The 26063-nt window shown below is 55.8% G+C and carries 17 protein-coding genes and 1 pseudogene; 9 read left to right on the top strand and 9 right to left on the bottom strand.

What is annotated here, in order from left to right; genetic code table 11:
• The 5 genes from RTK32_RS03000 to RTK32_RS02980 all read right to left on the bottom strand — a co-directional run.
• Nucleotides 1-944 (bottom strand): HAMP domain-containing protein (locus tag RTK32_RS03000; protein ID WP_312042036.1); only part of this gene is annotated, 944 nt, incomplete at its 3' end.
• Nucleotides 945-2345 (bottom strand): multidrug transporter subunit MdtD, encoded by a 1401-nt coding sequence (gene mdtD, locus RTK32_RS02995; RefSeq protein ID WP_312042035.1) that lies wholly within the window; start codon nucleotides 2343-2345, stop codon nucleotides 945-947.
• Nucleotides 2345-5422 (bottom strand): multidrug efflux RND transporter permease subunit MdtC, encoded by a 3078-nt coding sequence (gene mdtC / locus RTK32_RS02990; RefSeq protein WP_312042034.1) that lies wholly within the window; start codon nucleotides 5420-5422, stop codon nucleotides 2345-2347. The genes mdtD and mdtC overlap by 1 nt, the downstream gene beginning before the upstream one ends.
• The gene (locus RTK32_RS02985) at nucleotides 5419-8538 is read right to left on the bottom strand and encodes an MdtB/MuxB family multidrug efflux RND transporter permease subunit (protein ID WP_312042033.1); all 3120 of its coding nucleotides are present in this window, start codon (nucleotides 8536-8538) and stop codon (nucleotides 5419-5421) included. Before RTK32_RS02985 ends, mdtC begins: the two co-directional genes overlap by 4 nt.
• Nucleotides 8538-9746 carry an MdtA/MuxA family multidrug efflux RND transporter periplasmic adaptor subunit gene (locus tag RTK32_RS02980; RefSeq protein WP_312042032.1) on the bottom strand — a complete coding sequence of 403 codons (1209 nt, stop codon included), beginning with the start codon at nucleotides 9744-9746 and terminating at the stop codon, nucleotides 8538-8540. Before RTK32_RS02980 ends, RTK32_RS02985 begins: the two co-directional genes overlap by 1 nt.
• Before the next feature lie 283 nt (nucleotides 9747-10029).
• Here RTK32_RS02980 and RTK32_RS02975 point away from each other — a divergent pair, with 283 nt between their 5' ends.
• A complete protein-coding gene (locus tag RTK32_RS02975) occupies nucleotides 10030-10989 on the top strand; it encodes an aldo/keto reductase (protein WP_312042031.1) in 960 nt (319 codons plus the stop codon).
• Here RTK32_RS02975 and yegD read toward each other — a convergent pair whose 3' ends face one another.
• The gene (gene yegD, locus RTK32_RS02970) at nucleotides 10990-12342 is read right to left on the bottom strand and encodes a molecular chaperone (protein WP_312042030.1); all 1353 of its coding nucleotides are present in this window, start codon (nucleotides 12340-12342) and stop codon (nucleotides 10990-10992) included.
• 97 nt (nucleotides 12343-12439) lie between these two features.
• On the opposite strand from yegD, the gene RTK32_RS02965 reads away from it, so the two are divergent.
• Nucleotides 12440-12664, top strand: a complete 225-nt coding sequence (locus tag RTK32_RS02965) for a hypothetical protein (protein ID WP_312042029.1) — start codon at nucleotides 12440-12442, stop codon at nucleotides 12662-12664.
• Nucleotides 12665-12748: 84 nt separating this feature from the next.
• On the opposite strand, the gene RTK32_RS02960 is transcribed toward RTK32_RS02965, so the two are convergent.
• Both RTK32_RS02960 and RTK32_RS02955 read right to left on the bottom strand, forming a co-directional pair.
• Complete coding sequence (locus tag RTK32_RS02960; protein WP_312042028.1) at nucleotides 12749-15388, bottom strand: diguanylate cyclase; 2640 nt, start codon at nucleotides 15386-15388, stop codon at nucleotides 12749-12751.
• 147 nt (nucleotides 15389-15535) lie between these two features.
• Entirely contained in the window at nucleotides 15536-16165 is a 630-nt protein-coding gene (locus RTK32_RS02955; protein ID WP_312042027.1) for a phosphatase PAP2 family protein, read from the bottom strand.
• A gap of 251 nt (nucleotides 16166-16416) precedes the next feature.
• Here RTK32_RS02955 and udk point away from each other — a divergent pair, with 251 nt between their 5' ends.
• The 3 genes from udk to asmA all read left to right on the top strand — a co-directional run bounded on the left by udk (nucleotide 16417) and on the right by asmA (nucleotide 19653).
• The gene (gene udk / locus RTK32_RS02950; protein ID WP_125288134.1) at nucleotides 16417-17058 is read left to right on the top strand and encodes a uridine kinase; all 642 of its coding nucleotides are present in this window, start codon (nucleotides 16417-16419) and stop codon (nucleotides 17056-17058) included.
• Between the two features lie 98 nt (nucleotides 17059-17156).
• Nucleotides 17157-17750, top strand: coding sequence for a dCTP deaminase (gene dcd / locus RTK32_RS02945; protein ID WP_312042026.1), 594 nt, complete (start codon nucleotides 17157-17159; stop codon nucleotides 17748-17750).
• 70 nt (nucleotides 17751-17820) lie between these two features.
• Nucleotides 17821-19653, top strand: coding sequence for an outer membrane assembly protein AsmA (gene asmA, locus RTK32_RS02940; RefSeq protein ID WP_312042025.1), 1833 nt, complete (start codon nucleotides 17821-17823; stop codon nucleotides 19651-19653).
• A 43-nt stretch (nucleotides 19654-19696) separates the two neighbouring features.
• On the opposite strand, the gene RTK32_RS02935 is transcribed toward asmA, so the two are convergent.
• Nucleotides 19697-21268 (bottom strand): TerC family protein, encoded by a 1572-nt coding sequence (locus RTK32_RS02935; protein WP_312042038.1) that lies wholly within the window; start codon nucleotides 21266-21268, stop codon nucleotides 19697-19699.
• Nucleotides 21269-22057: 789 nt separating this feature from the next.
• On the opposite strand from RTK32_RS02935, the gene wbaP reads away from it, so the two are divergent.
• The 4 genes and pseudogenes from wbaP to RTK32_RS02915 form a co-directional block, all read left to right on the top strand.
• Nucleotides 22058-23491 carry an undecaprenyl-phosphate galactose phosphotransferase WbaP gene (gene wbaP, locus RTK32_RS02930; protein WP_312042024.1) on the top strand — a complete coding sequence of 478 codons (1434 nt, stop codon included), beginning with the start codon at nucleotides 22058-22060 and terminating at the stop codon, nucleotides 23489-23491.
• A 249-nt stretch (nucleotides 23492-23740) separates the two neighbouring features.
• A complete protein-coding gene (locus tag RTK32_RS02925) occupies nucleotides 23741-24883 on the top strand; it encodes a polysaccharide export protein (RefSeq protein ID WP_312042023.1) in 1143 nt (380 codons plus the stop codon).
• Nucleotides 24884-24895: 12 nt separating this feature from the next.
• Nucleotides 24896-25330: a protein tyrosine phosphatase gene (locus tag RTK32_RS02920; RefSeq protein ID WP_312042037.1), complete on the top strand. Its 435-nt coding sequence runs from the start codon at nucleotides 24896-24898 to the stop codon at nucleotides 25328-25330.
• Between the two features lie 12 nt (nucleotides 25331-25342).
• Nucleotides 25343-26053, top strand: a pseudogene (locus tag RTK32_RS02915) (Wzz/FepE/Etk N-terminal domain-containing protein); the annotation flags it as partial.
• Nucleotides 26054-26063 lie beyond the last annotated feature (10 nt).

The following is a 26063-nucleotide window of genomic DNA, read 5'->3' as shown; positions in this document are numbered from 1 at the left end:
ACCAAATCGATATCACTGCGGCGATAGGCCAGCGCACCTTCGTCGGAGAGCGAAAGCTGATGCACGTCGTCTACCAGTTTGGTCAGCGTCGCGACCTCTCCCTGCAAAGAGATAATCGATTCTGGCGTCAGTTTGCGTACGCCGTCCTGAATGGCCTCCAGCTCGCCGCGCAGGATAGCCAGCGGAGTGCGCAGCTCGTGGGAAATATCCGCCATAAACGCGCGGCGCATTCGCTCATTTTTCTCCAGCGTGCTGGCCAGACGGTTAAAATCCTGGCCTAAACGGCCCAGCTCGTCGCGACTGTCCGCTTTGACGCGCGTGGCAAAATCTCCTGCAGCCAGATGGTGCGTACCTTCTACCAGTCTTTTCACCGGTGCGAGAAGACCGCGCGACAACATCCAGGTGACCAGAGCCGCCAACAGCATCGTCAAACCGACAATCATCCAGCTGGTGCGCCTCTGCTGCTGGTCGAAGTTAATGTCCGCGCTGCGGGTCAACCTTTCCGACGGCGAGCCGATCACCCAACCTACAATATGGCCGCTGCTGGTGGTAATACTGCGGCGGCTGCCTTCCGGTGGTACCGGCGCACGCGGTCCCATTAGCACGCGATACTGCTGATCGATAATCCAGAATTGCGTGCGCCAGCCGTGTGGCGGCAGTTGATTATTGGCATCCGGATTCTGCTCCAGCGAATGCAGGATTTGAAACACCAGCTTGTTGTTATGGCGCAGGAAGTCCCAGTTGCCGTGCTGCTCGTACTGATCGGCCAGCGCGTCGCTCAGCAGCCCCAGCCGCTGCTCGTTGCCCTTCTTGATGTAGTCGATAAAGCCGTGTTCAAAGCTCAGGCGGACGCCCCAGTGCATGGTAATCAGCACCAGCATACAGGTGGAAAAAATAGCGATAAACAGCTTGGCGGTAATGCCGGGACGTAACTTTGCCCACATTTAAGGTTCTCTCCTACGGCTTAACACCCCGTTTTTGGTGACGTCAGGCGGCACGTGGCGAAACACCAGCGCGGGTAGAATAATTACCGCCGCCATACAGATATAGGTGGAAATAAAGGCCTGATGTATCGGCTCGGGCGGCGATTGTTGAGCAAAAATGCCTAACAGCAGGCCGGCCAGCGTCACGCCCACGCTCATTGACAGCTGCATCACCATCGACAGCAGGCTGTTGCCGCTGCTGGCCAGATCGTCCGGTAAGTCCTTTAGCGTCAGCGTGTTCATCGCCGAAAAGCGAATGGCGTTAACCATGCCCTGCAGGAATAACACGACGGGCAGCAGCGCCTCCCAGCCGAGCAGCGCCGTCACCGGGAACAGCAGTACCACCAGTGCCAGGCCGAGGGTGGCACCAACCAGCACGTTACGGTAGCCGAAGCGGTTAACTATCTGCACCACGATGCGCTTCATGCCCATATTGCCCAGCACCATCGGGACCATCATCAGGCCCGCATGCAAAGGCGTATAACCCAGGCCAACCTGCAGAAAAATCGGCGTCATAAAAGGCAGCATCCCACTGCCGATCCGTCCGGTAAGACTGCCCAGCAGGCCAATTGAGTAAATGCGGTTATCGAACAGCTTCAGGCTAAACAGGGCCTGGTCATTGGCGCGAGCGTAAAGCAGGTAAGACAGCAAAGAAAAGACGCCTGCCAGGATAAATAAACAGAGCACCAGCGGCGAAAAACCGCTGCCGCGCGAGCCGTCAAGCGCCAGCGTCAGCGTAGCCATGCCTGCGGCCAGCAGCACGAAACCGCGAAAGTCAAAGCGGCGGCGCGGCAGGCGTAGGTCGGGTAGCAGCCGCCATGTTGCCACCGCACCCGCCAGGCCAACCGGCAGATTGAGCAGAAAGATCCAGTGCCAGCTGGCGTACTGCACCAGCACGCCGCCCAGCGCCGGCCCAAGCAGCGGTCCGATCTGGCCCGGCAGCGTTACAAAAGTCATCGCCGCCATATACTGTTGGCGCGGAACCAGCTTCATGACCGTCAGCCTGCCGACCGGCACCATCATCGCACCGCCGAGACCTTGCAGCACGCGCGAGGCGATTAGCTGGTCAAGCGTGGCGGAAAGCGCGCAAAACAGCGAACCCACGCTGAACAGCACAATGGCGCTGAAAAAAATATTACGCACGCCGAAGCGATCGGCCAGCCAGCCGCTGACCGGCAGCATGACCGCAACGGTCAGCACATAGGAAACCACCACCGAATGCATTTGCAGCGGATCCTGGTTCAGGCTATGGGCCATCGCGGGCAGCGCGGTATTAACGATAGTGGTGTCCAGCGCCTGCATAAAGAAGCCGAACGCCACAATCCACAGCTGCCAGCGCACGCGGGCCGGAAACGTATTCATCAGCTGATGGCGCCTGCTCGCCTGCGTGCGGCCGGTTTTCTGCGTAGCTTATCCATATATAAATAAACGACCGGCGTCGTGTAGAGCGTCAGCAGCTGGCTCATCACAAGGCCGCCGACGATGGTAATTCCCAGCGGCTGGCGCAGTTCCGCGCCGTCTCCCGTGGTCAGTACCAGCGGCAGCGCCCCCAGCAGCGCGGCCAGCGTGGTCATCATAATGGGTCGAAAACGCAGCAGGCTGGCCTGAAAAATAGCCTCACGCGCGCTCAGATTGCCGTTGCGTTGCGCATCCAGCGCAAAGTCGACCATCATGATGGCATTCTTCTTCACGATACCGATCAGCAGCAGGATACCGATTAACGCAATCAGGCTGAAAGGCGCACCAAACAGCTCCAACGCCAGTAGCGCGCCCACGCCTGCAGAGGGCAGGGTAGAAAGGATGGTCAGCGGATGCACATAGCTTTCATAAAGAATGCCCAGCACGATATAAACGGTAGCGATAGCGGCCAGGATCAGCCACAGCTGGTTGCTTTGCGTCTCCTCAAATATCTGCGCCGTACCGGCGAAACTTCCGCGCACGCTGGACGGCACGCCAAGCGTGGTCATACTGCGCTCGATAGCCTCAGACGCCTGAGAAAGCGAGACGCCTTCCGGCAGGTTAAACGATATTGTCGAAGCAGCAGAAAGACCTTCGTGGTTTACCGACAGCGGCGCGTTGGCGGGTTGCCACTTCGCAAAGCCGGAAAGTGGGATCGCCTTGCCATCGTTATTAATTACATACATCAAATCCAGCGAGCTGACATCCTGGGTGTAGCGCGGGTCGACCTCCATCACCACCTTGTACTGATTCAGTGGCTGATAGATGGTAGAAATCTGCCGCTGACCGAAGGCGTTATTCAACAGATTATTGGCGTCGGCGACGTTGAGACCCAGCTGTGCCATGCGGGTACGGTCGTAAATCAGCGCCATCTCGGCGCCTTTATCCTGCTGATCAGAGTTAACGTCTGCAAGTTCGGGCAGCTTAGAAAGGGCCTGGCGGATTTTTGGCTCCCAGCTGCGCAGATCGTCCAGATCGTCTGACAGCAGCGTGTACTGATAGCTTGCGTTGGACTCGCGTCCGCCCGCTCTTAAATCCTGTACCGCCATCAAAAACAGGCTTGCGCCCGGTTCCTTTGCCAGCTTGCCGCGTAGCCGCGCAATCACCGCCTGAGCACTGTCGCTGCGTTCACTAAGCGGCTTAAGCGAAATAAACATCGATCCGCTGTTGGTACGCGATCCACCGGTAAAGCCAACCACGCTTTCCACGGCCGGGTCGTCACGGACGATCTTCATAAAGTCTTCCAGCTTGCCGCGCATCGACTGAAAAGAGATGCTCTGGTCCGCCTGGATAAAACCCATCAGCCGACCGGTGTCCTGCTCGGGCATAAAGGTTTTCGGCACCACGACGTACAGGTACATGGTCAGGCCGATGGTGGCGATAAAGACCAGCAGCGTCCAGCGCGAGTGGTTCAGCACCCAGTTCAGCGAGCGGCCATAACCCTGTTGAATGCCCGTCAGTACGCGGCCAAAACCGCGCAGGCGAGGCTGCTCGCGGCGTGGACGCGCTTTCAGTAACCGGCCGCACATCATTGGCGTCAGGGTGACCGAAACCAGCAGCGAAATGATAATGGACACGGAAAGCGTCACGGCAAACTCGCGGAAAAAGCGGCCGATTAACCCGCCCAACAGCAGTAGCGGCAGGAACACCGCCACCAGTGACAGACTCATCGAAAGAACGGTAAAGCCCACCTCCCGCGTGCCCTGTAGCGCAGCCTGAATCGGTTTCATGCCTGCTTCCACGTGGCGGGAGATGTTTTCCAGCACCACGATGGCGTCATCCACCACAAACCCGGTTGCCACCGTCAGCGCCATCAATGACAAATTATTGAGGCTGAACCCGCAAAGATACATGGCGGCAAACGTGCCGATTAGCGACACCGGCACCGCGACGGCAGGGATAAGCGTGGCGCGGCCCGAGCGTAAAAATGCAAACACCACCAGGATCACCAGCCCGACCGAAATCACCAGCGACTGTTCCACTTCCGCCAGCGAGGCGCGAATAGTAGGCGAACGATCCTGAGCGACATCCAGCTGGATAGAGGCCGGAATGCTGTTACGCAGCTCCGGCACCGCCGCGCGTATACGGTCAACGGTATCGATAATATTGGCTTCAGGCAGCTTGCGAACCAGCAGCAGAATGGCCGGTTTGGCGTTGGCCATCCCGGCGTTGCGCACGTCCTGCACCGAGTCGGTCACGTTCGCCACATCCTGTAGCCGTACCGCCGCGCCGTTGCGGTAATGCACAATCAGCGGCTGATACTCGGCTGCCGTTTTCAGCTCGTCGTTCGTTTTTATCTGCCAGCGCTGGTGGCTGTCTTCAATGGCGCCTTGTGGCCTGCGCTGGTTGGCGTTGCTGATAGCCGTGCGCACCGCATCCAGCGACACCCCCTGGTTAAACAGCGCCTGAGGATTAAGATCCACACGTACGGCAGGAAGCGAACTGCCTCCTACCGAGACGTCGCCCACGCCTTCGATTTGCGCCAGCTTCTGTGCCAGCTGGGTGGAGGCGTAGTCATACAGATCCCCCTGTGACCACGCATCCGACGTCAGCGTCATGATCATAATCGGCGCGTCGGAAGGATTGATTTTGCGCCAGGTCGGGCGACTCGGCATCCCGGTTGGCAGCAGGCTTTGCGCCGCATTGATCGCTCCCTGCACGTCACGCGCTGCGCCGTTGATATCACGATCGTAATCAAAAACGAGAATGATGCGCGTGCTGCCCAACGAGCTGGTGGAGGTCATTTCGCTGACGCCCGCGATGCGGCCCAACGAACGCTCCAGCGGCGTTGCCACGGAAGAAGCCATGGTCTCTGGCGACGCGCCGGGCAGCGAGGCGGAGATCAACACCACCGGGAAATCGACCTGCGGCAGCGGCGCGACCGGCAGCAGACGAAAACTCAGTACGCCTGCCAGCGCGATAGCAATGGTCAACAGAATAGTGGCGACCGGACGATGAATAAACAGCGCAAAAAATTTCACTGCGCCTCCTGCGATGGCAGACGACGACGGGCAGCCTGCGCCAGGCGGTCGAACAGCAGATAGATGACCGGCGTGGTGAACAGCGTCAGCACCTGACTGACGATCAGACCGCCCACCATCGCCACGCCCAGCGGATGACGCAGCTCGGCACCGACGCCGGTACTTAGCATCAGCGGCAGCGCCCCCAGCAGGGCCGCCAGCGTGGTCATCAGGATCGGCCTGAAGCGCAGCAGACAGGCCTGATAAATGGCGTCATAAGGTGCCATGCCCTGTTCGCGCTCCGCTGCCAGTGCAAAGTCGATCATCATGATGGCGTTTTTCTTTACGATACCAATCAACAGGATAATGCCGATAATGGCTATCACATCGAGTTCATTGCCGCTGAGCATCAGCGCCAGCAGCGCGCCGACGCCCGCTGTCGGCAGCGTGGAGAGGATAGTAATCGGGTGGATAAAGCTTTCATAAAGCACGCCCAGCACGATATACATCGCCACCACGGCGGCCACGATCAGCCAGACGGTGCTGGAGAGCGCCGCCTGAAACGCCAGCGTGCTGCCCTGGAACTTCGTGACGATTTCGGCAGGCATCGCCATCGACTGCTCGGCCTGGGTAATGGCGTTAACCGCTTCCTCCAGTGAATAGCCGTCGCGGACGTTAAAGGAAAAGGTGGTCGACGGGAACTGATCCAAATGATTGATGCTTAACGCGCCGTGCCGTTGTTCAACGCTGGCGATGGCGCTGAGCGGAACGCTGCCGCCGTCGGTGCTGGTCAGGCGAACAGAATCCAGCGCGGCCAGCCCCGGCGTAGCAGAAATGTCGTTTTCCAGCACCACGCGGTACTGGCTGGCCTGGGTATAAATAGTGGAAATCAGCCGCTGGCCGAAAGCGTTATAAAGCGCGTTATCCACGTCCGCCATGCTGATACCCAGACGGCTGGCGTTATCGCGGTCCACCTTGATATAGGCTTCCAGCCCGCGATCCTGCCAGTCGCTGCTGACATCTTTCAGCTGCGGCAGTTTATTTAGCGCATTAGTCAGCTTAGGCACCCACAGGCTCAGGGAGTCCAGCGAGCCAGTTTGCAGCGTGAACTGGTATTGCGTGCGGCTTAGCTGGGTATCAATGGTGAGATCCTGTACCGGCTGAAGATAAAGACTGCTGCCGGGCACGGCGGCGACCGCCTGCTGCAAACGGTTAATGACGACAGGAATGCGATCTTCGCGTTCGTCCAGCGGTTTAAGGTTGATCTGCAACCGTCCGCTGTTGAGGGCCGGGTTGGTGCCGTCCACGCCTACAAACGAGGTCAGGCTCTGCACCGCCGGATCTTTCATGATAATCGAAGCGACCTGCTGCTGGCGCTGCGCCATGCTGGACCAGGAAACCGACTGCGGCGCCTGCAACGTCCCCTGAATAATGCCGTTGTCCTGTAAGGGGAAAAAGCCTTTCGGGATCGCTATCCACAGCAGCACCGTCACGGCCAGCGTGCCGAGCGCCACGCCCAGTGTCAGCCATTGATGGTCGAGCACGCGTCTGAGTAAACGACCATAGGCAGCGATAATACGATCGAACATCGCTTCGCTGGCGCGCGAAAAGCGGTTCTGCTTACGTAAAGATTCCACGCTGAGCATGCGCGCGCACATCATAGGCGTCAGCGTCAGCGACACCACGGCGGAGATCAGGATTGATACCGCCAGCGTAACGGCAAACTCGCGGAACAGCCTGCCGACGATATCGCCCATAAACAGCAGCGGGATCAGTACCGCTATCAGCGAGAAGGTCAGTGAGATAATGGTAAAACCAATCTCGCCTGCGCCTTTTAACGCGGCATCCAGCGGCTTTTCGCCTTTTTCGATATAGCGGGAGATGTTTTCAATCACCACGATGGCATCATCAACCACGAAGCCGGTGGCAATGGTCAACGCCATTAACGTCAGGTTATTGATGGAGAAGCCGAGGAAATAGATGACGGCAAAGGTGCCGACCAGCGACAGCGGTACCGCGACGGCCGGAATAATAGTTGCCGGCACGTTGCGCAGGAACAGATAGATGATCATGACCACCAGCGCGATGGCCAACATCAGCTCGAACTGTACGTCATTGACCGAGGCGCGGATATTGGTGGTACGGTCAGTCAATACCTTAACCTCTACCGACTTCGGCAGCGAAGCGGTCAGCGTGGGCAGCATCCGGCGAATACTGTCGGCGGTTGTGATGATATTCGCGCCCGGCTGGCGCTGAATATTAAGCACAATGGCCTGCTGGCGATTCGCCCAGGCGCCCAGCCAGCTGTTTTCTGCGCCCTGTTCCACGGTGGCCACATCGCGCAGGCGCACCGGCGCGCCGTTCTGCCAGCTGATAATCAGCTGCCGATAATCTTCTGCCGATTTCATCTGGTCGTTGGCGGAAAGCGTAATTGAGCGATCCGGGCCGTCCAGGCTACCTTTAGCGGAGTTCACGTTAGCGCTACTGATAGCGGTCCGCACTTTTTCGCTGGTCAGCCCAAGCGAGGCGAGCGCCTGCGCGTTGAGTTTTACCCGAACGGCAGGCCGCTGGCCGCCCGCAAGCGTCACCAGGCCTACGCCGGAAACCTGCGAGATTTTTTGTGCCACGCGCGTTTCCACCATATCCTGCACCTGAGTCATTGGCAGACTGGTGGTGGTAACGGCCAGGGTCATAATCGGCGGATCGGCAGGGTTTACCTTGCTGTAAACCGGCGGATTGGGCAGGTCGGACGGCAGAAGATTGGTCGCGGCGTTGATGGCCGCCTGCACTTCCTGCTCGGCCACGTCCAGCGGCAGCGTTAGCTGAAACTGGAGCGTGATCACCGACGCGCCGCCAGAACTTTGCGAAGCCATCTGCTTTAAGCCCGACATCTGACCAAACTGACGTTCCAGCGGGGCGGTCACGGCCGAGGTCATCACGTCCGGGCTGGCGCCTGGATAGAGCGTCACCACCTGGATCGTAGGATAGTCGACCTCCGGCAGCGCCGAAACGGGCAGGGAGCGATAGCCAAGGATCCCGGCCAGCAGAATGGCGACCATCAGCAGCGTGGTGGCCACCGGCCGCATAATAAACTGACGGGAAGGGCCGCCGCCAGGATTGGAAGGCATCACCTGCATTACTGGCGAGCTCCTTTAGCGGGCGGCGTACTGCTGTCCGGCAGCGGCGTGGACTGCGGCGCTACCACTTCCACCGTGGCGCCTTCCGTCAGGCGATCGATGCCGTCGGTCACGACTTTTTCGCCTTCATCCAGCCCGGCATCCACAATCGCTTTCTCGCTGTCCTGCACGCTAACGGTAACGGTTTTTTTGCTGACCTTGCTGTCGCTATTGACTACCCAGACAAAATGCCCTTCGTTACCCATTTGCAGCGCCGCTACCGGGATAACAATGGCGTCGTGTAGCGTAGTGACCTGCAAGCGCGCATTAACAAACTGATTAGGGAAAAGGCGGTCGTCCTGATTGCCGAACTGCGCTTTGACTTTAATCGTACCGGTAGTGACATCGATCTGATTATCCATGCTCAGCAGCGAACCGGTCGCAAGCCGGATTTTGTTGCTGCGATCCCAGGCTTCCACCAGCACCGGCTGTCCGGTTTTCTGGGCGGCCAGCAGGGTTTCGATCTGGTTTTCCGGCAGGCTGAATACCAGCTCAACCGGATGCGTTTGGGTGATCACTACGAGACCGTTAGTATCACCGCTGCTGACATAGTTGCCGATATCAACCTGACGCAGTCCGACGCGGCCTGAAATAGGGGAGGTGATGCGGCTGTAGGTCAGGTTCAGCTGTGCACTGGCAACGTTGCCCTCGTCCGCCTTAATTGTGCCTAACGTTTCGCTGACCAGCGCCCGCTGCGTATCCAGCTCCTGCTGCGACACCAGGTTCGTTTTCACCAGTTTTTCCAAACGCGCCAGATCCCGGCGGGCATTGGCAAGCGTGGCCTGATCCTTTGCCAGCTGGCCCTGCGCCTGAGTCAGTACAACCTGGAACGGACGCGGATCGATTTCCGCCAGCAGCTGGCCCGCCTTAACTTCCTGACCTTCAGTAAAGTGGAGCGCCATCAGATCGCCGTCAACGCGGCTGCGTAGCGTCACGGTATTGGCGGCGGCCACGGTGCCCAGCCCGGTCAGATATTGCGGTACGCTCTGACGCACGGCAGCGGCAGCCTGTACTGGCGCGAGCGGGCCGCCTGCGCCTTTACGGCCGCCACCGGACGAATGCTCAGTTTTTTTTGCCGGCTCACCGTGGCTGTGCCATGCGTAAAGTCCACCCGCAGCAATAGCCGCGAGCACCAGAAAAATCATTCCAAAACGGCGCCGGGTGTTCATCCTGTTATTAGCTCTCCAAAAGCAAAAGGTCGCGTCAGTAAAAAGTGCCTGCTGAACGGGAAGCCTGTTTGCTTTTCCTCGTCCGGCGGGGCCTGGAGACGCTTAATATTTCAATTTTAACGGATTTATCAATTATAAAAATGAAGGAATTAAGAATAACCGTTCAGCAAGTGTAAGTATTCCTACATCAGACTGCCTGTACCGTTAATCAACAAACGGTCAGCCAGGATGTTTGCTACGCTAATAGTCACGCAAGAAACCCTTTCAGTACAGGAGTATAAAGATGATTAAAACGCATCGTGAGCTGGGTCGTACCACTATTCAGGTGCCCGCGCTGACTTTTGGCGGCAACGTTTTTGGTTGGACTGTTGATGAACAAACGTCCTTTTCGCTGTTAGACGCGCTGGTCGAGAAAGGCCTTTTCTTTATCGATACCGCTGACTGCTATTCACGCTGGGCACCGGGCAACAAAGGCGGCGAGTCTGAAACCATCCTCGGCAAGTGGCTGAAGAAAAGCGGCAAGCGCAACCAAATTGTGTTGGCAACCAAAGTCGGCATGGAGATGGGCGAAGGCCAGAGCGGGCTGTCACCAACTTATATTCGCCAGGCGGTAGAGGCCTCGCTAAGCCGTCTGCAAACCGACTATATCGATCTTTATCAGGCACACCGTGACGACAGCGATACGCCTTTGCAGGAGACGCTGGCCACCTTCGACGCGCTGATTAAAGAAGGCAAAGTGCGCGCGATCGGCGCCTCTAACTACAGTGCACAAAGGCTGACCGAAGCGCTGAACATCAGCAAAGAACAGGGGCTGGCCCGCTATGAAACGCTACAGCCGGAATACAATCTTTACGATCGTCAGGGTTACGAAAGCGGTCTGGAGCAGGTAGCGCGTGAAAACGGCCTGGGCGTGATCAACTACTATTCGCTGGCCAGCGGCTTTTTAAGCGGAAAATATCGCAGCAAGGCTGACGCGGGCAAAAGCCAGCGGGGCGAAGGCGTGGTCGAAAAGTACTTAAACGATCGTGGTCTGCGCATCCTGAAAGCGTTAGATGAGGTGGCGGAAGAGCATCAGGCCACGCCAACGCAGGTTGCGCTGGCATGGCAGATTGCCCGTCCGGGGATTACCGCACCGATTGTCAGCGCAACCTCGCTGACCCAGCTGGAAGAACTGAGCAAAGCTGCCGCGCTGCAGCTCAGCGAGCAAGCGGTACGCAAGCTTACTGACGCAAGCAGCTATTAATTAGCGGAACAGAACCTGTGCCCAGCGCGCCAGCCCGGCGGTGACGGAACCGAAGTCATCGCCGCTGGCAAGCGGGATATCTGGCAGCTGTTTTTGCAGCGCTTCGCGCAGCACCGGCGAGCGGGCGCTGCCTCCCGTCAGATAGATGACGTCTGGCCGGGTGCCGCTTCCGTCCAGCGCCAGCTTCACCTGCTCCTGAATGCGTTCCAGCGGCTGCGCGATAGCGGTTTTTAGCGCGTCGACGCTGATGTCAGTCGCCAGTGCGTGTTCAATAAAGTCCAGCGTCGAGGTGGTTAAAGGGCGGTCAGAAAGCGCAATTTTGCTCTCTTCCGCTGCACGAACCAGGCGATAGCCCAGACGCTGCTGCCAGACTTTCAGCAGGCGCTGGACTTTTTCAGGCTCACGCGCGTCGCGGATCAGATCCTGCAGCTGCTTGCGGCTGGCCGTCGCGTAAAAGTCGCTCTGCGCCGGCACATCGTTAATAGCGATAGCGTTCCACCACGGCAGCGCAGGCAGCGCGATCCCTTTATGCGTCTGTCCGCCACTGCCCAGCAGCGGCATCAGCTCTTTGAAGGCCAGCATAATATCCAGATCGTTTCCGCCAACGCGGCAGCCACTGTGGCCGAGCAGACTCTCCTGGCGTTCAGCCTTATCGTGCCATTGCGGGCCCATCAGCAGAACCGAACAGTCAGTGGTACCGCCGCCGATATCCACGATCAGCACGCGCGTCTCTTTTTTTAGCGTCGCCTCAAATTCCAGACCGGCCGCTACCGGCTCGAACTGAAACTCTACTTCTTTAAAACCGGCACGGCTGGCGGCGCGTGCCAAAATGCCCTGCGCCTGACGGTTAGCTTCTTCACCGCCCAGTCCCTGGAAGTTGACCGGACGGCCTATTACCGCCTGGGTAATGCTTTCATTCACCTGTGCTTCGGCCTGCTGACGGATATGCAGCATCATCGCGCACACCAGGTCCTCAAAGAAGGCAACCTGCTGCGGTTTCAGGCCGTTCGCGCCCAGGAAGGATTTCGGCGATTTAACGAACCAGGTATCTTCCGGTTCGGCCATATACTGCGCCAGCGAAGCCAGGCCAAACTGTACGCTGGCAGGCGTGACCTCGATGTCTTCTTCGCGGTTTAGCGCGAGGGCACGCCGTAAAATCGCCTGATTTTCGGCTTCTGGTGTCGGCACCTGATGATGGCGAAACAGCCATTCGCTGACCGTATCGCGCGTAGGGGCGCAGAGCATTGAGGGTAACAGGCTGGAACCATTTTCCAGCGGCAGCAGCGCGGGCACGCCTTCTTTCATAATGGCTACCGAGCAGTTTGCCGTCCCGTAATCAAAGCCGATAAACATTCCTTCCCTCCGCTAATAAAAAAAGGGGGCGACTTTAGCCCAGGGACGCCAGGAGAGCAAGCATTCTGCGTCTTTTCATGCGGACAAAGGGTGAAAGATGAGGCCTGACCTGACCGGACTTTTTAGCCGCCAGATCGCCGGGGACAGAGGCCAAAGGCTGGCGTCGTTTTTTGAAAAAAAAGGCAACAAGGGCGAGGGCTTTCAACCAGCTGATAAAAATGGCCGGTTATTAGACAAGGACATACGGTTTACCGGTACTTTACGCTTTCCGGGCGCCGTAGAAGAAAAAGGCGTTGCCCGATGTGGAAGTGGCGCGGGTTGACGAGCGGGTGTTTTCTTTACATATTGCGTGGCAATCTTTCCATGGGCGTCTGATAAAACTGAGTGAATCGCTATTCATCGTTGACTACGAGCCGGTCTGGTCGCTGGCACGTGGCAGAATCTGCGCATTTTCCCGTTGAGACATCACCGGTTTCAGCGTGTCCAACAGCTTTGCTTCATAAACGGAAAACTGACCACGGCCGTTGTGCTTGGCGTTGTAGCAGGCCAGATCGGCCTGGGCCATCACATCGCTGGCATGGGCATTGTCCTTGCTGAGCTGCGTAAGGCCCGCGCTGGCCCCGATGCGGTACAGCTGACCTTCCCACAGGAAAGGGTAGTGATTAACCGCCGCGACCAGACGCTCCGCGAGGTCTCGCGCTTCGTCAGGCAGGCAGTCAGGCAAGAGAGCACCAAACTCATCGCCACCCAGACGGGCCAGGAAATCGCCCCCGCGTAAATGCTGTTTCATCTGGCCAGATATTTCCCGCAGCAGCGCATCGCCGGCAGCATGACCGGCGTTGTCGTTTACTGCCTTAAAGCGATCCAGATCGATAAAGATTAGCGTGTGCAGACGCTGCTGCTGGCACGCGCTGTGTAGCAGCTGTTTCAGCCGCTGCTCAAAGCTGACGCGGTTAGGCAGTCGGGTCAGCATATCGTGTGAAGCGCCGTAGCTTAGCCGCCGCATCATCTCCCGCGATTCACTGACGTCCTGAATAACCATTACGCTGCCAATATAGTCACCTTCCAGCGTTTTCAGCGGCGTAATGCTGTATTGAATATCAAAACATTCGCCGGAACGATTATGCAGCATCAGCTCCTCATCCAGTTCGGGCACCGATTTACTGTGCGGCAGCTCGCATGACAGCAGGTTTTCCATTTTCGGACCGTCACTACCGTGGGTGATGCGCAGCAGATCGCTGAGCGGTTTTCCGGCCGCTTCTTCCTGCGTCCAGCCGCTCATCACTTCCGCGACCGGATTCATAAACGTTACGCACATCTCTTCATCCGTGCTGATGACCGCTTCGCCGATTGCATCCAGGGTAATGTGCATGCGCTCTTTTTCCTGGTAGAGCGCATCGGTCAGCTGACGCATCGTGGTGACGTCCTGATTGATGCCGAGCATTCTTTCGACCTGGCCATCATCACCAAAAACCAGCTTTGACTGACTGTGAATAAAGCGGATGCCTTCATTTGTGGCGATACGGAAGACGATATCTACCGGCAGGGAGTGCTTGATGCCCCGATCAAAAGCGTCGATAGCCATTTGGCGATCGGCAGGCAGCAGGCTGTTAACCCAGGTCAGATAGGTTGCCTGACCCTCCTCATTTAATCCGTAAAGCTGGAACATCCGTTTGTCCCAGGCCATTTTGCCGGTCTGCAGGTTCAGATCCCAGACGCCGATCCCTCCTGCTTCATTAGCCAGCGTAATACGCTGCATCAGACGGCGGTTGGCCGCTTCGGTCTTCTTAAGGTCAGAGATATCTTCAACCTGAGAAATAAAATAGAGCGGTCGCCGCTCGCTGTCGAGCACCAGCGATGCCGCCAACAGCGCCCATACGACGCGCCCGTCCTTATGCAGATAACGTTTTTCGTGGCTGTAGGTTTCTATCTTGCCTGCCAACAGGTCCTGGCGTTTGCTTTCGTCAATCGTCAGATCGTCGGGGTGGGTGAGCGTTTGAAAATTCATCGTGACCAGCTCCGCTCGGGTGTAGCCAAGCAGGCGACAGAGTGATTGATTAACCTGTAAAAAGCGGCCTTCTGGCGACACTAGCGCCATGCCGATAACGGAATACTCCATCGCATGACGAAACCTGGCCTCGCTCTGGGAAATGAGCTTCTTTTCTTCCTGGAACGAGTGCATCACCTGCGCCATGATATGGCTGGGCACGATCGCCAGTAAAAACGGTAGCCAGGGCGCATTGTTCACGACAGAAACCGCGTTGGTATACTGCACCAGCTGGTTTAGTGCCAGCAACAGGCTCATCATCAGTAGCGTGGCGAAGAAAACAATAAAGGCCGACAGCCGCGGCAGGCGGACAGCGCTGTAAAAAAGCACGACCATCACAAAGGTAAAAGACCACGGCAGATAGCGTAACGCGCAGTAGCTCAGCGCCAGCGTGACAACCAGCGTCAGTAACGTTTCAACCAGCGTGGAGCGTTGAAAAGATTTTCGTAGCTCTTCGGGCCGCCACAGCAGGCAAATCGGGCCGAGCGCCAGCATGCCAATGGTTTCCGAAATCGCCCAGGTGGTAAAAAAATGAAAGCTGTTGCGGCCGGTCAAGCTCATCGACCAACAAGCGAACAGCGCGCCTGCCAGGGGCGTAAAAATGCCTACCGCCACCACCATTTTGCTCCAACCGAGCAGCGAGTCCAGCGGCGCCTCTTTATCTAACAGCCTGCGCAACAGCGCACCGCCCAGCAATGCCTGAAACAAATTAATGAGTGGAAACATCCACGTTTCGGTAGCCGCGCTCACTATCAAAACGTTAGCGGCTACGATGCCCAACATACAGCCGCCCAGCAGCACCGGCAGCCTGCGTGCCGGATAGTGAAAAACCAGAAAAGTCATCAGGGCAGTGGGAAGCCACAGCGAAGAGATATGAATGCTGACCTTAATCAGTTCCAGACAGAATGACGTCAGAACAAAGGAAAGCACGCCAAACAGCGCTCCCCTGAGCCAGAGGGAAGGGGAGCGGTCAGCGGGAAAAAACGTATCAGTTGTCATAAAAATCCAGCGAGGCAACGGAGACAGGTCAGCTCGAACCCGGTAACTTAAGGCATGCTAACACAATCATTTTTGAATGCCTGCGCTAATTCAAAAGATCGCTTTATTCGGCTGATTGACCGCTGAGCGCCGCTGGCAGACAGGGAATTACTGACGAAGCTTCAGCAAATCAGCACGTGTCCAGGGATGATCGATGCCGGCAATCTGCACGGAAAGGCGCTGTAAAAATTGTTGCGTGGTAGCAAGACGACCGTGGCTCAGCAACAGCAGAGGCAGCAGCAATGCAATGCAGAATTGCGGCGTGGAAAAGCCTTTTACGGTTGAACGCCGTTGGCTAACCAGAAAAGCCGTACTGAGGGTAAAGCCAAGTATCAGACCGGTAATGACTTCGCTGGTGGAATGATAGCTGAGCAGCAGGCGCGAGATGCCCACCAGCAGCGGGATCAAATAGCCGATGCCAACGGCGAACATACGGCCGTTATCCGACAGGCGTCCGCTAAGCAGCCAGAGCATCACGGGCCACAGAGTTGCTGACATGGCGGTATGGCCGCTAAAGCCGGTGAAGTTAAAATGCGCGCTGCCGAGGCCGAAGCCCATAAAAGCGATTTTAGAAAGGCTGACCACGGCCCCGGCGGTGCAGAACGCCAGCGCCCAATACACTACTGCGCGCCGATCGCTGTTCTTCCAGCCGATCAGCCCGGCCATCACGATAGCGGTAGGAATAAGCAACATGCTGTCGCCAAAATAGGTCAAAAAATGCAATGTACGCCAGTACACGGTGTTTCCTTATTATGCTGTGTTAGCCCGGTTCGTCGTCGCAACGGCGTAAGATTGTCTGCCTGCAATGGCCGGGCCGAAATTGTGAATCTGACAGCCAACAGTTTAGCGAGAGCGCTACCAGAGGTATAACGGGAAAGTCTTAAAAGCCTTCCGCGGGTTTTTTCTGGCATCAACACCCCGAAATCCCTATAATTATGCGCGAATTCATCCTCTCCATCTGTCTCAGACACAAATCAGGTCTTTAATTTATGACTGACAAGTCGCATCAGTGCGTCATCGTAGGTATCGCCGGCGCATCTGCCTCGGGAAAAAGTCTTATCGCCAGTACGCTTTATCGTGAAGTCCGCGATCGGGTTGGTGATGAAAATATTGGTGTTATCCCTGAGGATGCTTATTACAAAGACCAAAGCCACCTGACCATGGATGAACGGGTTAAAACGAACTATGACCATCCCAGCGCGATGGATCATAATTTACTGCTGCAGCATCTACAGATGCTGAAAGCGGGAGAAGCAATCGACCTGCCGGTTTACAGCTATGTTGAACATACCCGTACCGCGCAGACGATTGAGCTGAAACCGAAGAAAGTCATTATTCTGGAAGGGATCCTGCTGCTGACGGACGCGCGGCTGCGTGCCGAAATGAACTTTTCGATCTTCGTGGATACGCCGCTGGATATCTGTCTGATGCGCCGCATGAAGCGTGACGTCAACGAACGAGGCCGTTCGATGGACTCCGTGATGGCTCAGTATCAGAAAACCGTACGGCCGATGTTCCTGCAGTTTATCGAACCCTCCAAACAGTACGCTGACATTATCGTGCCTCGCGGCGGTAAAAACCGCATCGCGATCGATATCTTGAAAGCGAAGATCAATCAGTTCTTCGAGTAAATCTGACCCGGCACCCTCCTGGGATGGCCGGGTAGTCCGTGCAGGGAGCGCCCATGCTCCCGCCGCTCAGCCTGTTATTAATTAGGGAGTATCCGCCCATGCGTTTATGCGACCGCGATATAGAAGCCTGGCTCGACAATGGCCAGCTTGACATCTCGCCACGCCCGCCGGTAGAGCGTATTAACGGCGCAACCGTTGATGTCCGCCTCGGCAATCAGTTCCGTACTTTTCGTGGCCATACCGCCGCCTTTATCGATCTCAGCGGCCCCAAGGACGAGGTCAGCGCGGCGCTTGACCGCGTGATGAGCGATGAAATCGTACTGCCGGAAGGCGAGGCTTTCTTTTTACATCCTGGCGAACTGGCGCTGGCGGTCACGCTGGAATCGGTCACTATCCCGGATAACCTGGTAGGCTGGCTGGACGGGCGTTCCTCCCTGGCCCGGCTGGGACTGATGGTGCATGTGACCGCGCATCGTATCGACCCGGGATGGCAGGGACGTATCGTGCTGGAGTTCTATAATTCTGGTAAGCTGCCGCTGGCGTTAAGGCCGGGGATGCTGATTGGCGCGCTGAGTTTTGAACCACTTTCCGCGCCAGCGGCCCGGCCTTATAACCGCCGTCAGGATGCCAAATATAAAGGGCAGCAGGGCGCGGATGCCAGCCGTATCGATAAAGACCAGGACGGCGTATAGCGGCGGGGCAGGGCTTGCCCTTGCGGCCCGCAGCGCGCGTCGAAAGAAGTGGAAGCTATAAGGGGAAGGCATGAAAAGGTTTATCACCACGCTGGCCATTTTGCTGGTGGTCATCGTGGCCGGCATGACGGCGCTGGTTTTACTGGTCAATCCTAACGATTTTCGTGCCTATATGGCAAAAGAGGTTGAACAGCGCAGCGGCTATCAGCTGGTGTTGAACGGCGACCTGCGCTGGCACGTTTGGCCGCAGCTCAGCATTCTTTCCGGCCCCATGAGCCTGACCGCCCCCGGCGCTCAGCAACCTTTTGTCAGCGCCAGCAATATGCGGCTTGACGTTAAGCTCCTTCCTTTGCTCTCTCATCAGCTGGCGGTTAAGCAGGTTTTGCTGAAAGAGGCGGTGATCCGTCTGACGCCTGACAGCGCAGCGCAGCGTCCGGCCAATGCGCCGCAGGGACCGGACGATGCCGCGCCACCGACCCCGCTGACCCAGCGGTGGACCTTCGATATTGACAACTTGCAGGTTGCCGACAGCCTGATAATCTGGCAACAGGGAAACGGTGAACAGCTTAACGTTCGCGATCTCAATCTGCAGCTGTCGCAGAATGCCCAGCGCTACGCTCATATCGAATTAGGGAGTCGTGTCAGCCGCGATCAGCGCGAACTCTTGTTGAAGCTGAATGCAGATGTGGATCTCAGTCGCTATCCACAGCACCTGGCCGCAACAGTGAACCAGCTGGATTATCAGCTTAGCGGCGCTGACTTACCGCGCGAGGGCGTCAAAGGGCAGGCGAGCCTGCAGGCGGAGTGGCGCGACAACGACGCTTTCAGTTTGAAGAACCTCGCGCTCAGCCTCAACGACAGTCAGCTCAGCGGCAGCGCCAGCGGCACTCTGGGTAACCGTCCGCAAATTGCGCTGGATCTGCATTCTCCCGCTCTGAATCTGGATCCGCTGTTGGGACTGGAAACCCATATCAGCAGTGACGGCCAGCGTATTCAGGCCCAGCGCGGCGGGCCTGCGCCGGTGATTGCCCAACCAGAACAGGACAATGCCGGTTCGCTGTTTAACCAGATGGACGGGCAGCTGGCGCTGACGGTAGATAACCTTAACTGGCGCGGGCTGACCTTCAATGGGGTTACGCTACAGGGCAGCAGCAATAACGGGCTGGTCACGCTGGCAGCACTGACCGGCAAAATCGGCAACGGGCAGTTTTCCCTGCCGGGTAGCGTCGATTTCCGCCATACCCGGACGCAGATTGCCCTGACACCTTCGCTACAGAATATTGCCGTGGCGCCGCTGCTTAAAGCATTTGAGCTGCCGGCTTCGCTGAATGGCGATCTGACGCTGAATGGCAACTTCAGCGGCAGCGGGCTGAGCGTGCCTGATTTTAAACGGGCCTGGCAAGGCAGTGCTGAAATCAGTCTGGACAATGCCCTGATGGCCGGGTTGAACTTTCAGCGGATGATCCAGCGCGCCGTGGAACGCAGCAGCAGCCGTGTTCACGCTGCCGCCGGGCCTGAGAATGATTTCCAACACATTACGGGCAAAATGACGCTGCAAAAAGGCCTGCTTGCTTTTGTCGATCTGAATGGACGTGCCTCCATGCTTAATTACAGCGGGCAGGGCACCGTAAACATGGCCGATAAACAGGCAGACATGAATTTTGGCGTGACGGTGACGCAAGGATGGCAGGGCGACAGTGAACTGATTGGGCGGCTACAGCAGACGCCGGTACCGTTAAGAATTTATGGCCCCTGGGATGGCCTGAACTATTCACTGCAAATCGACCAGGTGCTGCGTCAGCAACTGCAGGATGAAGCGAAGAAGCGCCTCAAAGCGTGGTCGGAGCAAAATCCTGAAAGCGGCAAGAGCAGCTCGGTACAGAAACTGATTAAAGACCTCTGAGCGGGTGCGCTGATAAAGCGGGATTGCTTTATCAGCGCCATCCTTACCAGTCTTCTTCTTCCATCACTAAAGGAATAATTTGTACCTTCTGTACGCGGTGGCTTTCCACTTTAAGCGTACGAAACAGACAGTCATTAATCTGAATCTCTTCGCCTTCCTGCGGCACTCGCTGCATATGTTCCATCAGCAGACCCGCCAGCGTGTGATACTCTCTTTTCTCATCCAGCGGCAGCGGCACATACATCACCAGGTCATCCAGCGGCATGTGGCCGTTAGCCGTCCAGCTACCGTCTGCGTTTTGCTGGATATCATAACGGGGATCGATAGCTTCGCCCTCGTTAGGCAAATTACCCGCGATGGTTTCCATTACGTCGCTGAGCGTGACCACGCCCTCTACCGAACCAAACTCATCCACTACAAAAGCGAAGTGCGTGCGCGCATTGCGAAACTGCTCCAGCGCCGGTAGCAGCGATAGCTGCTCCGGGAAGACTAACGGCTGGCGGATCAGCGCACGAATATCCAGACTATCGCCGTGCAGCGCCTGCTTCAGCAGGTCGATAACGTGCACCACGCCCAGCGGATCTTCACTGTTTTCCGTTACTACCAGCCGCGTATGCTGGTTCTGGTCGAGCATGGCCATAATGGCAGCCGGTGACTCACTGAGGTCTACGGAAGCGATATCCTGACGAGAGGTCATGATGCTGCTGACCGTGCGCTGCCCCATACCGAGCACGCGGGCAATCATCATGCGCTCTTGCTTATTAAAGATCGCCTGATCGCTGCCATCAGCGACCAGCGAAGAGGTTTCTGCATCCAGCTCTGCCTGTTCATGGCTGCCCCGCAACAGGCGCAGCACCGCTTCGGCGGTACGTTTGCGCAGAGGCGCTTTGGAAGAGAGGAAACGGCGGCGGTTAAAATGCGCCAGCTGATTAAGCGCTTCAATAATGACTGAAAAGCCGATTGCCGCGTAAAGGTAACCTTTAGGAATATGATAGCCAAAGCCGTCCGCCACCAGGCTGAAACCGATCATTAGCAGGAAGCTAAGGCAGAGAATAACGATGGTTGGGTGTTGATTAACGAAACGAGTCAGCGGCTTGCTGGCCAGTAACATTAAGCAAATTGCGATAATAACGGCCGCCATCATAACGGCCAGATGGTCCACCATCCCGACGGCCGTGATCACAGAATCCAGGGAAAAGACCGCATCCAGCACCACAATTTGCGCCACAACAGGCCAGAATTTAGCCCCACGCTTTTGTGGATTTTCATCTTCGTCTTTGCCTTCCAGCCGTTCGTTCAACTCCACGGTGGCTTTAAACAGAAGAAATACGCCGCCCAGCAGCATAATTAAATCGCGCGCGCTAAACGCATGCCCGCTGACCGAGAAGAGGGCAGAGGTGAGTGAAGAGAGCCAGGAGATAGAAGCCAGCAACAGCAGACGCATAATCAGCGCCAGCAACAGGCCCGTTACGCGGGCGCGGTCGCGCTGCGCGGGCGGCAGCTTTTCCGCCAGGATAGCGATGAAGACAAGATTATCAATGCCCAGCACCAGTTCCAGCACGATCAGGGTGACAAGGCCAGCCCAGATTGACGGATCGACGATCCATTCAAACATCAGAAGTTCACTCATACAGATTAAGGAAATGCCATGATGATAGTGAACGTCGGCTGATTCAACAAATAATCCCCTGAAAGGCATCACCCGGTCGATAAACAGCCGAATAAATCGCCACCGATTGCTGGAATTTCCCCACGCAAAAATTGCCGTCTGATTAAAAGGTTTTCAGGAATATTCGCATAGGTCTGCCCGTTGAAATAAGGGATACTTAAGAAATGAAGTAAAGTCGGACAGGAATATTCCGACTGCGGTAGTAAAGCTAATCCGAATTTATCGTGAGGATATAGAGGCAAGGTATGGTTTAGCATGGCGCTAGAGGTAGTCTTAATCCTAAAAGCGCCCATGGGCAGCGGCAGACTCTTGTAAACAGGCCAGTAATAACTAGTATAGCGATGTGTTAGTAAATGGCTGCGTTAATGTAGCAATTAGCACGGCCGCGTCTTGACGTTCTTTTTTATGTTCGGGTTTATGAAGACGCGTCTTTCTGTGCCTTTAGATGGCAGGATAAAACCAACACTTCAGGACAAAATACAGCGCATTGGCAGCTACAAGCCAGGGGCGGTAGCGTGTCCGGAACGGTGAAAGAACAGCGCCTTTTGGCGATAAAACCACCGTAAATGTTGATTTTACATGTCATTCTCTGATTGTACTGCCAGTTACCATGAGCTTTTACACACTTTCTGAATACGTCTCCTGTGTAATAAATAGCGTGTCTTAAGGATACGCAATCCTAAGCGGTGGGAATTATTAAATCACAGGCTTTTGAAGAAAAAATAAGAGTTAATTATGCGCGATATACAATTTACATTTAAAGGACTGTTAATAAAAATATCACTGGCACTTTCAGATCTTATTTTCTTTAACGCCTCTTTGTTTATTGCAGTTCTGTTGATGAAGGCTTTTCCAAACAGTTTTCTGGAAAATATGTCAGAGCAGGATCTGCAATTAAAAATTAGCACACACATTATCCTCTCTGTGATTTGTATTGGCTGGTTCTGGGTTCGCCTGCGCCACTATACCTATCGCAAGCCGTTCTGGTTTGAGTTAAAAGAAGTCTTCCGTAGCGTGTTGATCTTCTCCGTTATCGACCTGTCGATTACGGCGCTGTCAAAATGGGAAATGTCTCGCTGGGTGTGGGTAATAACCTGGCTGCTGGCGCTGATCCTTATTCCTGTTGGTCGCGCTATCGTTAAGCGTGTACTGAACCGTAACGGACTGTGGAAAAGACAATCCATTATTATCGGCAGCGGTAAAAATGCGGAAGAAGCTTATCTGGCGCTGCAAAGCGAAGAGGTAATGGGTTTTGACGTGGTGGCTTTCTACGATGTGGATGGCACTACGCCGGCACCTGCGCTGTTCGGCATTCCGGTTATCCGTGATGAAACGTCGCTCTGGCAGCTGGTTAACAGCGAAACGCAATTTATTGTCGCCGTGGAATTTGAACAGAGTCAGTATCGCGATCTCTGGCTGAAAAACCTGGCAAAACATAATTGCCGTTCCGTCTCCGTTATTCCTTCACTGCGTGGCGTTCCGCTATACGGGACTGATATGGCTTATATCTTTAGCCATGAAGTTATGATCCTGCGGGTCAGCAATAATTTGGCGAAGCGCACCTCGCGTTTCCTTAAGCGCACCTTCGATATTGTTGGCGCTTTAAGTATTATCACCATGCTGATGCCTGCACTGGCATTCCTCATCTTTATGGTCGCTCGCGATGGCGGGAACCCTATTTATGGCCACGAGCGGGTAGGGCGCAACGGACGCAAGTTTAAATGCCTTAAGTTCCGCTCAATGGTGGTGAATTCCAAAGAAGTGCTGGAAGAAGTACTGCGCACCGATCCTGTGGCTCGTGCGGAATGGGATAAAGACTTCAAGCTGAAGAACGATCCGCGCATTACCCGCATCGGTCACTTTATTCGTAAAACCAGCCTTGATGAGCTGCCACAGCTGTGGAACGTCGTCCGCGGCGAGATGAGCCTGGTTGGTCCGCGTCCGGTGATCGAGGATGAACTTGAGCGCTATGCAGGCGACGTTGATTACTACTTTATGGCTAAACCCGGTATGACAGGTTTGTGGCAGGTTAGCGGTCGTAACGATGTCGATTACGAAACTCGCGTTTATTTTGACTCCTGGTACGTAAAAAACTGGTCATTATGGAACGATATCGCCATCCTGTTCAAAACCATCGGGGTGGTGCTTAAGCGCGACGGCGCCTATTAATTTGAGCTTTCGACGCGCTCTTCGGGGCGCGTCGCTGTTATAGCGTAGTTTGACTGTAACCGTCATGGACTTACGCGCTCACCACTTTCTTTGTTAAGCGTCGGTCACAGCGAGCCGGCAAGGCATTAAAAAAGGATAGGGATCGGACGAGAATGACTGACAGTTACAGCGATTGACACGCTTATTTTTACTTTTGCATGACGCTACACAGCGGCGGATCCGCCACTATCAATCAAATTACTGATAGCGATGAAACAGATGATTACAATCAAAACGAAGTTATTACCCTTGTTGATTTCGGCTACCCTCCTTGCAGGATGTACGGTAGTGCCGGGTTCAAAGCTTTCTACCAGCGGAAAAGATGTCATTAAGCAGCAGGACAACGATTTTGACATTGATAAATACGTCAATGTCTTCCCGATGACCCCAAGCCTGGTCGATCGTATGCGCCCAACGCCCGTTGTGGCCCGGCCTAATGCCCAGTTGCAAAATGAACTGCAAAACTATGAGTACCGTATCGGCGTCGGCGACGTGCTGACCGTGATCGTCTGGGACCACCCGGAACTGACCACGCCAGCAGGTCAGTACCGTAGCGCCAGCGACACCGGTAACTGGGTACACTCAGACGGCACCATATTTTACCCTTATATCGGCCGCGTTCGCGTAGCGGGTCGGACCGTACAGGAAGTGCGTACCGAAATCGCTAACCGCCTGGCGCAGTTTATCGAAAGCCCACAGGTTGACGTCAGCGTTGCCTCCTTCAAGTCGCAGAAAGCCTACGTGACCGGTGAAGTGACCACCTCTGGCCAACAGCCCATCACTAACGTGCCGCTGACTATTCTGGATGCGATCAACGCCGCAGGTGGCCTGACGGCCAATGCCGACTGGCGCAACGTGGTGCTGACGCACAACGGCAGCGAAGTGCCGGTTTCTCTGCAGGCGCTGATGCAAAATGGCGATTTGTCACAGAACCACCTGCTCTACGCAGGGGATATCCTGTTCGTGCCGCGCAATGACGATCTGAAAATCTTTGTCATGGGCGAAGTCAAACAGCAGAGCACGCTGAAAATGGACCGCAGCGGCATGACGCTTTCTGAAGCGCTGGGCAGTGCTCAGGGCATGGATCAGGCGACCTCTGATGCGACCGGTGTGTTTGTTATCCGTCCAATCAAAGGAAAAAACCGCACCAAGATCGCCAACATTTATCAGCTGAACCTGAAAGATGCGTCGGCGATGGTGATGGGTTCTGAATTCCAGCTGGAACCGTATGACATCGTCTATGTGACCTCAACGCCGCTGACGCGTTGGAACCGTGTTATTTCGCAGCTGACCCCAACTATCACCGGTATTTATAACGCTAGCGAAAACGCACAAATCATTCACAGATGGTAACGGCGGGGCATGATGATTAATTCAATCTTAGTGGTCTGCGTCGGCAATATCTGCCGTTCTCCTACGGGAGAACGGCTGCTGAAACAGGCGCTACCGGATAAAAAGATTGCCTCGGCCGGGCTGAGCGCGCTGGTCGACCATCCGGCCGACGAGACCGCCAGCAGCGTTGCCAGCGAACACGGGGTGTCGCTGGCGGGCCATCAGGCACAGCAGCTGACCTCCGCCCTGTGCCGGGATTACGATCTCATCCTGGTGATGGAAAAAAGGCATGTTGATCTGGTCAACCGCATTAACCCCTCCGTACGTGGCAAGACCATGTTATTTGGCCACTGGCTCAACCAGCAGGAAATAGCGGATCCCTATAAGAAAAGCCGCGATGCCTTTGAAGCCGTGTACGGATTACTCGAAAAAGCTGCCCAGAAATGGGTCACCGCATTAAGCCGATAGTTGGGATACTCGATGAATATAAAAAGTAAGGCGCCGACCGCGTCGAAAGAGGAAGCTGGCGGGTGGGATTTAGCACACCTTGTCGGACAGCTGGTTGATCATCGCTGGATTATCGTGGCCGTCACGGCCTTCTTCCTGCTGCTCGGCACGCTCTATACGCTGTTTGCCACACCTATCTACAGCGCGGATTCGCTGGTGCAGGTAGAGCAGAAAAGTCCTAATACCGTCCTGACCGATCTGACCGAGACCCCGGTGGAACCTGCTTCCGCCACGGAAATCCAGATCATCCAGTCTCGTATGGTCATTGGCAAAACCGTAGACGATTTGGGCCTGAACATTCAGGTTGAGCAGAACCATTTCCCGGTCCTGGGTAAAGGCTTTGCGCGTCTGCTGGGTGAGAAACCGGCTAAAATCGCCGTGTCTCGCCTTGATATGCCGAAAAGCTGGAAAGATTCCAGCGTGAAGGTAGAGGTTACCGGTGCCGACAGCTTTACCGTTTCTAAAGACGGCAACGAGCTGTTCAAAGGTAAAGTCGGCCAGTTCCAGCAGCAGCATGGCGTTTCAATGCTGGTTAGCGGCATTGATGCCGAGCCGGGCAGCAGCTTTACCGTCACTAAGCTGTCGACGCTGGCAGCGATTGGTATGGTCACTAACAACCTCGCCGTAGCCGATAAAGGCAAAGACACTGGCGTGATGGGACTGACCTACACCGGTGAAGAACCTTAGCTGATTA

The sequence above is a fragment of the Erwinia sp. genome (genome assembly GCF_031978025.1).
In the GTDB taxonomy this organism is placed as follows: domain Bacteria; phylum Pseudomonadota; class Gammaproteobacteria; order Enterobacterales; family Enterobacteriaceae; genus Erwinia.
This window is presented reverse-complemented; position numbering and strand designations above follow the sequence as displayed.

Excerpts from the sequence above, each read along its gene's own strand:
- RTK32_RS02920 (WP_312042037.1), top strand. The coding sequence starts at position 24,896 with ATGATTAATTCAATCTTAGTGGTCTGCGTCGGCAATATCTGCCGTTCT.
- RTK32_RS02925 (WP_312042023.1), top strand. The coding sequence starts at position 23,741 with ATGAAACAGATGATTACAATCAAAACGAAGTTATTACCCTTGTTGATT.
- RTK32_RS02980 (WP_312042032.1), bottom strand. The coding sequence starts at position 9,746 with ATGAACACCCGGCGCCGTTTTGGAATGATTTTTCTGGTGCTCGCGGCT.
- asmA (WP_312042025.1), top strand. The coding sequence starts at position 17,821 with ATGAAAAGGTTTATCACCACGCTGGCCATTTTGCTGGTGGTCATCGTG.
- RTK32_RS02935 (WP_312042038.1), bottom strand. The coding sequence starts at position 21,268 with ATGTTTGAATGGATCGTCGATCCGTCAATCTGGGCTGGCCTTGTCACC.
- wbaP (WP_312042024.1), top strand. The coding sequence starts at position 22,058 with ATGCGCGATATACAATTTACATTTAAAGGACTGTTAATAAAAATATCA.
- udk (WP_125288134.1), top strand. The coding sequence starts at position 16,417 with ATGACTGACAAGTCGCATCAGTGCGTCATCGTAGGTATCGCCGGCGCA.
- mdtD (WP_312042035.1), bottom strand. The coding sequence starts at position 2,345 with ATGAATACGTTTCCGGCCCGCGTGCGCTGGCAGCTGTGGATTGTGGCG.
- RTK32_RS02985 (WP_312042033.1), bottom strand. The coding sequence starts at position 8,538 with ATGCAGGTGATGCCTTCCAATCCTGGCGGCGGCCCTTCCCGTCAGTTT.
- RTK32_RS02975 (WP_312042031.1), top strand. The coding sequence starts at position 10,030 with ATGATTAAAACGCATCGTGAGCTGGGTCGTACCACTATTCAGGTGCCC.
- RTK32_RS02965 (WP_312042029.1), top strand. The coding sequence starts at position 12,440 with ATGAGGCCTGACCTGACCGGACTTTTTAGCCGCCAGATCGCCGGGGAC.
- RTK32_RS02960 (WP_312042028.1), bottom strand. The coding sequence starts at position 15,388 with ATGACAACTGATACGTTTTTTCCCGCTGACCGCTCCCCTTCCCTCTGG.
- dcd (WP_312042026.1), top strand. The coding sequence starts at position 17,157 with ATGCGTTTATGCGACCGCGATATAGAAGCCTGGCTCGACAATGGCCAG.
- yegD (WP_312042030.1), bottom strand. The coding sequence starts at position 12,342 with ATGTTTATCGGCTTTGATTACGGGACGGCAAACTGCTCGGTAGCCATT.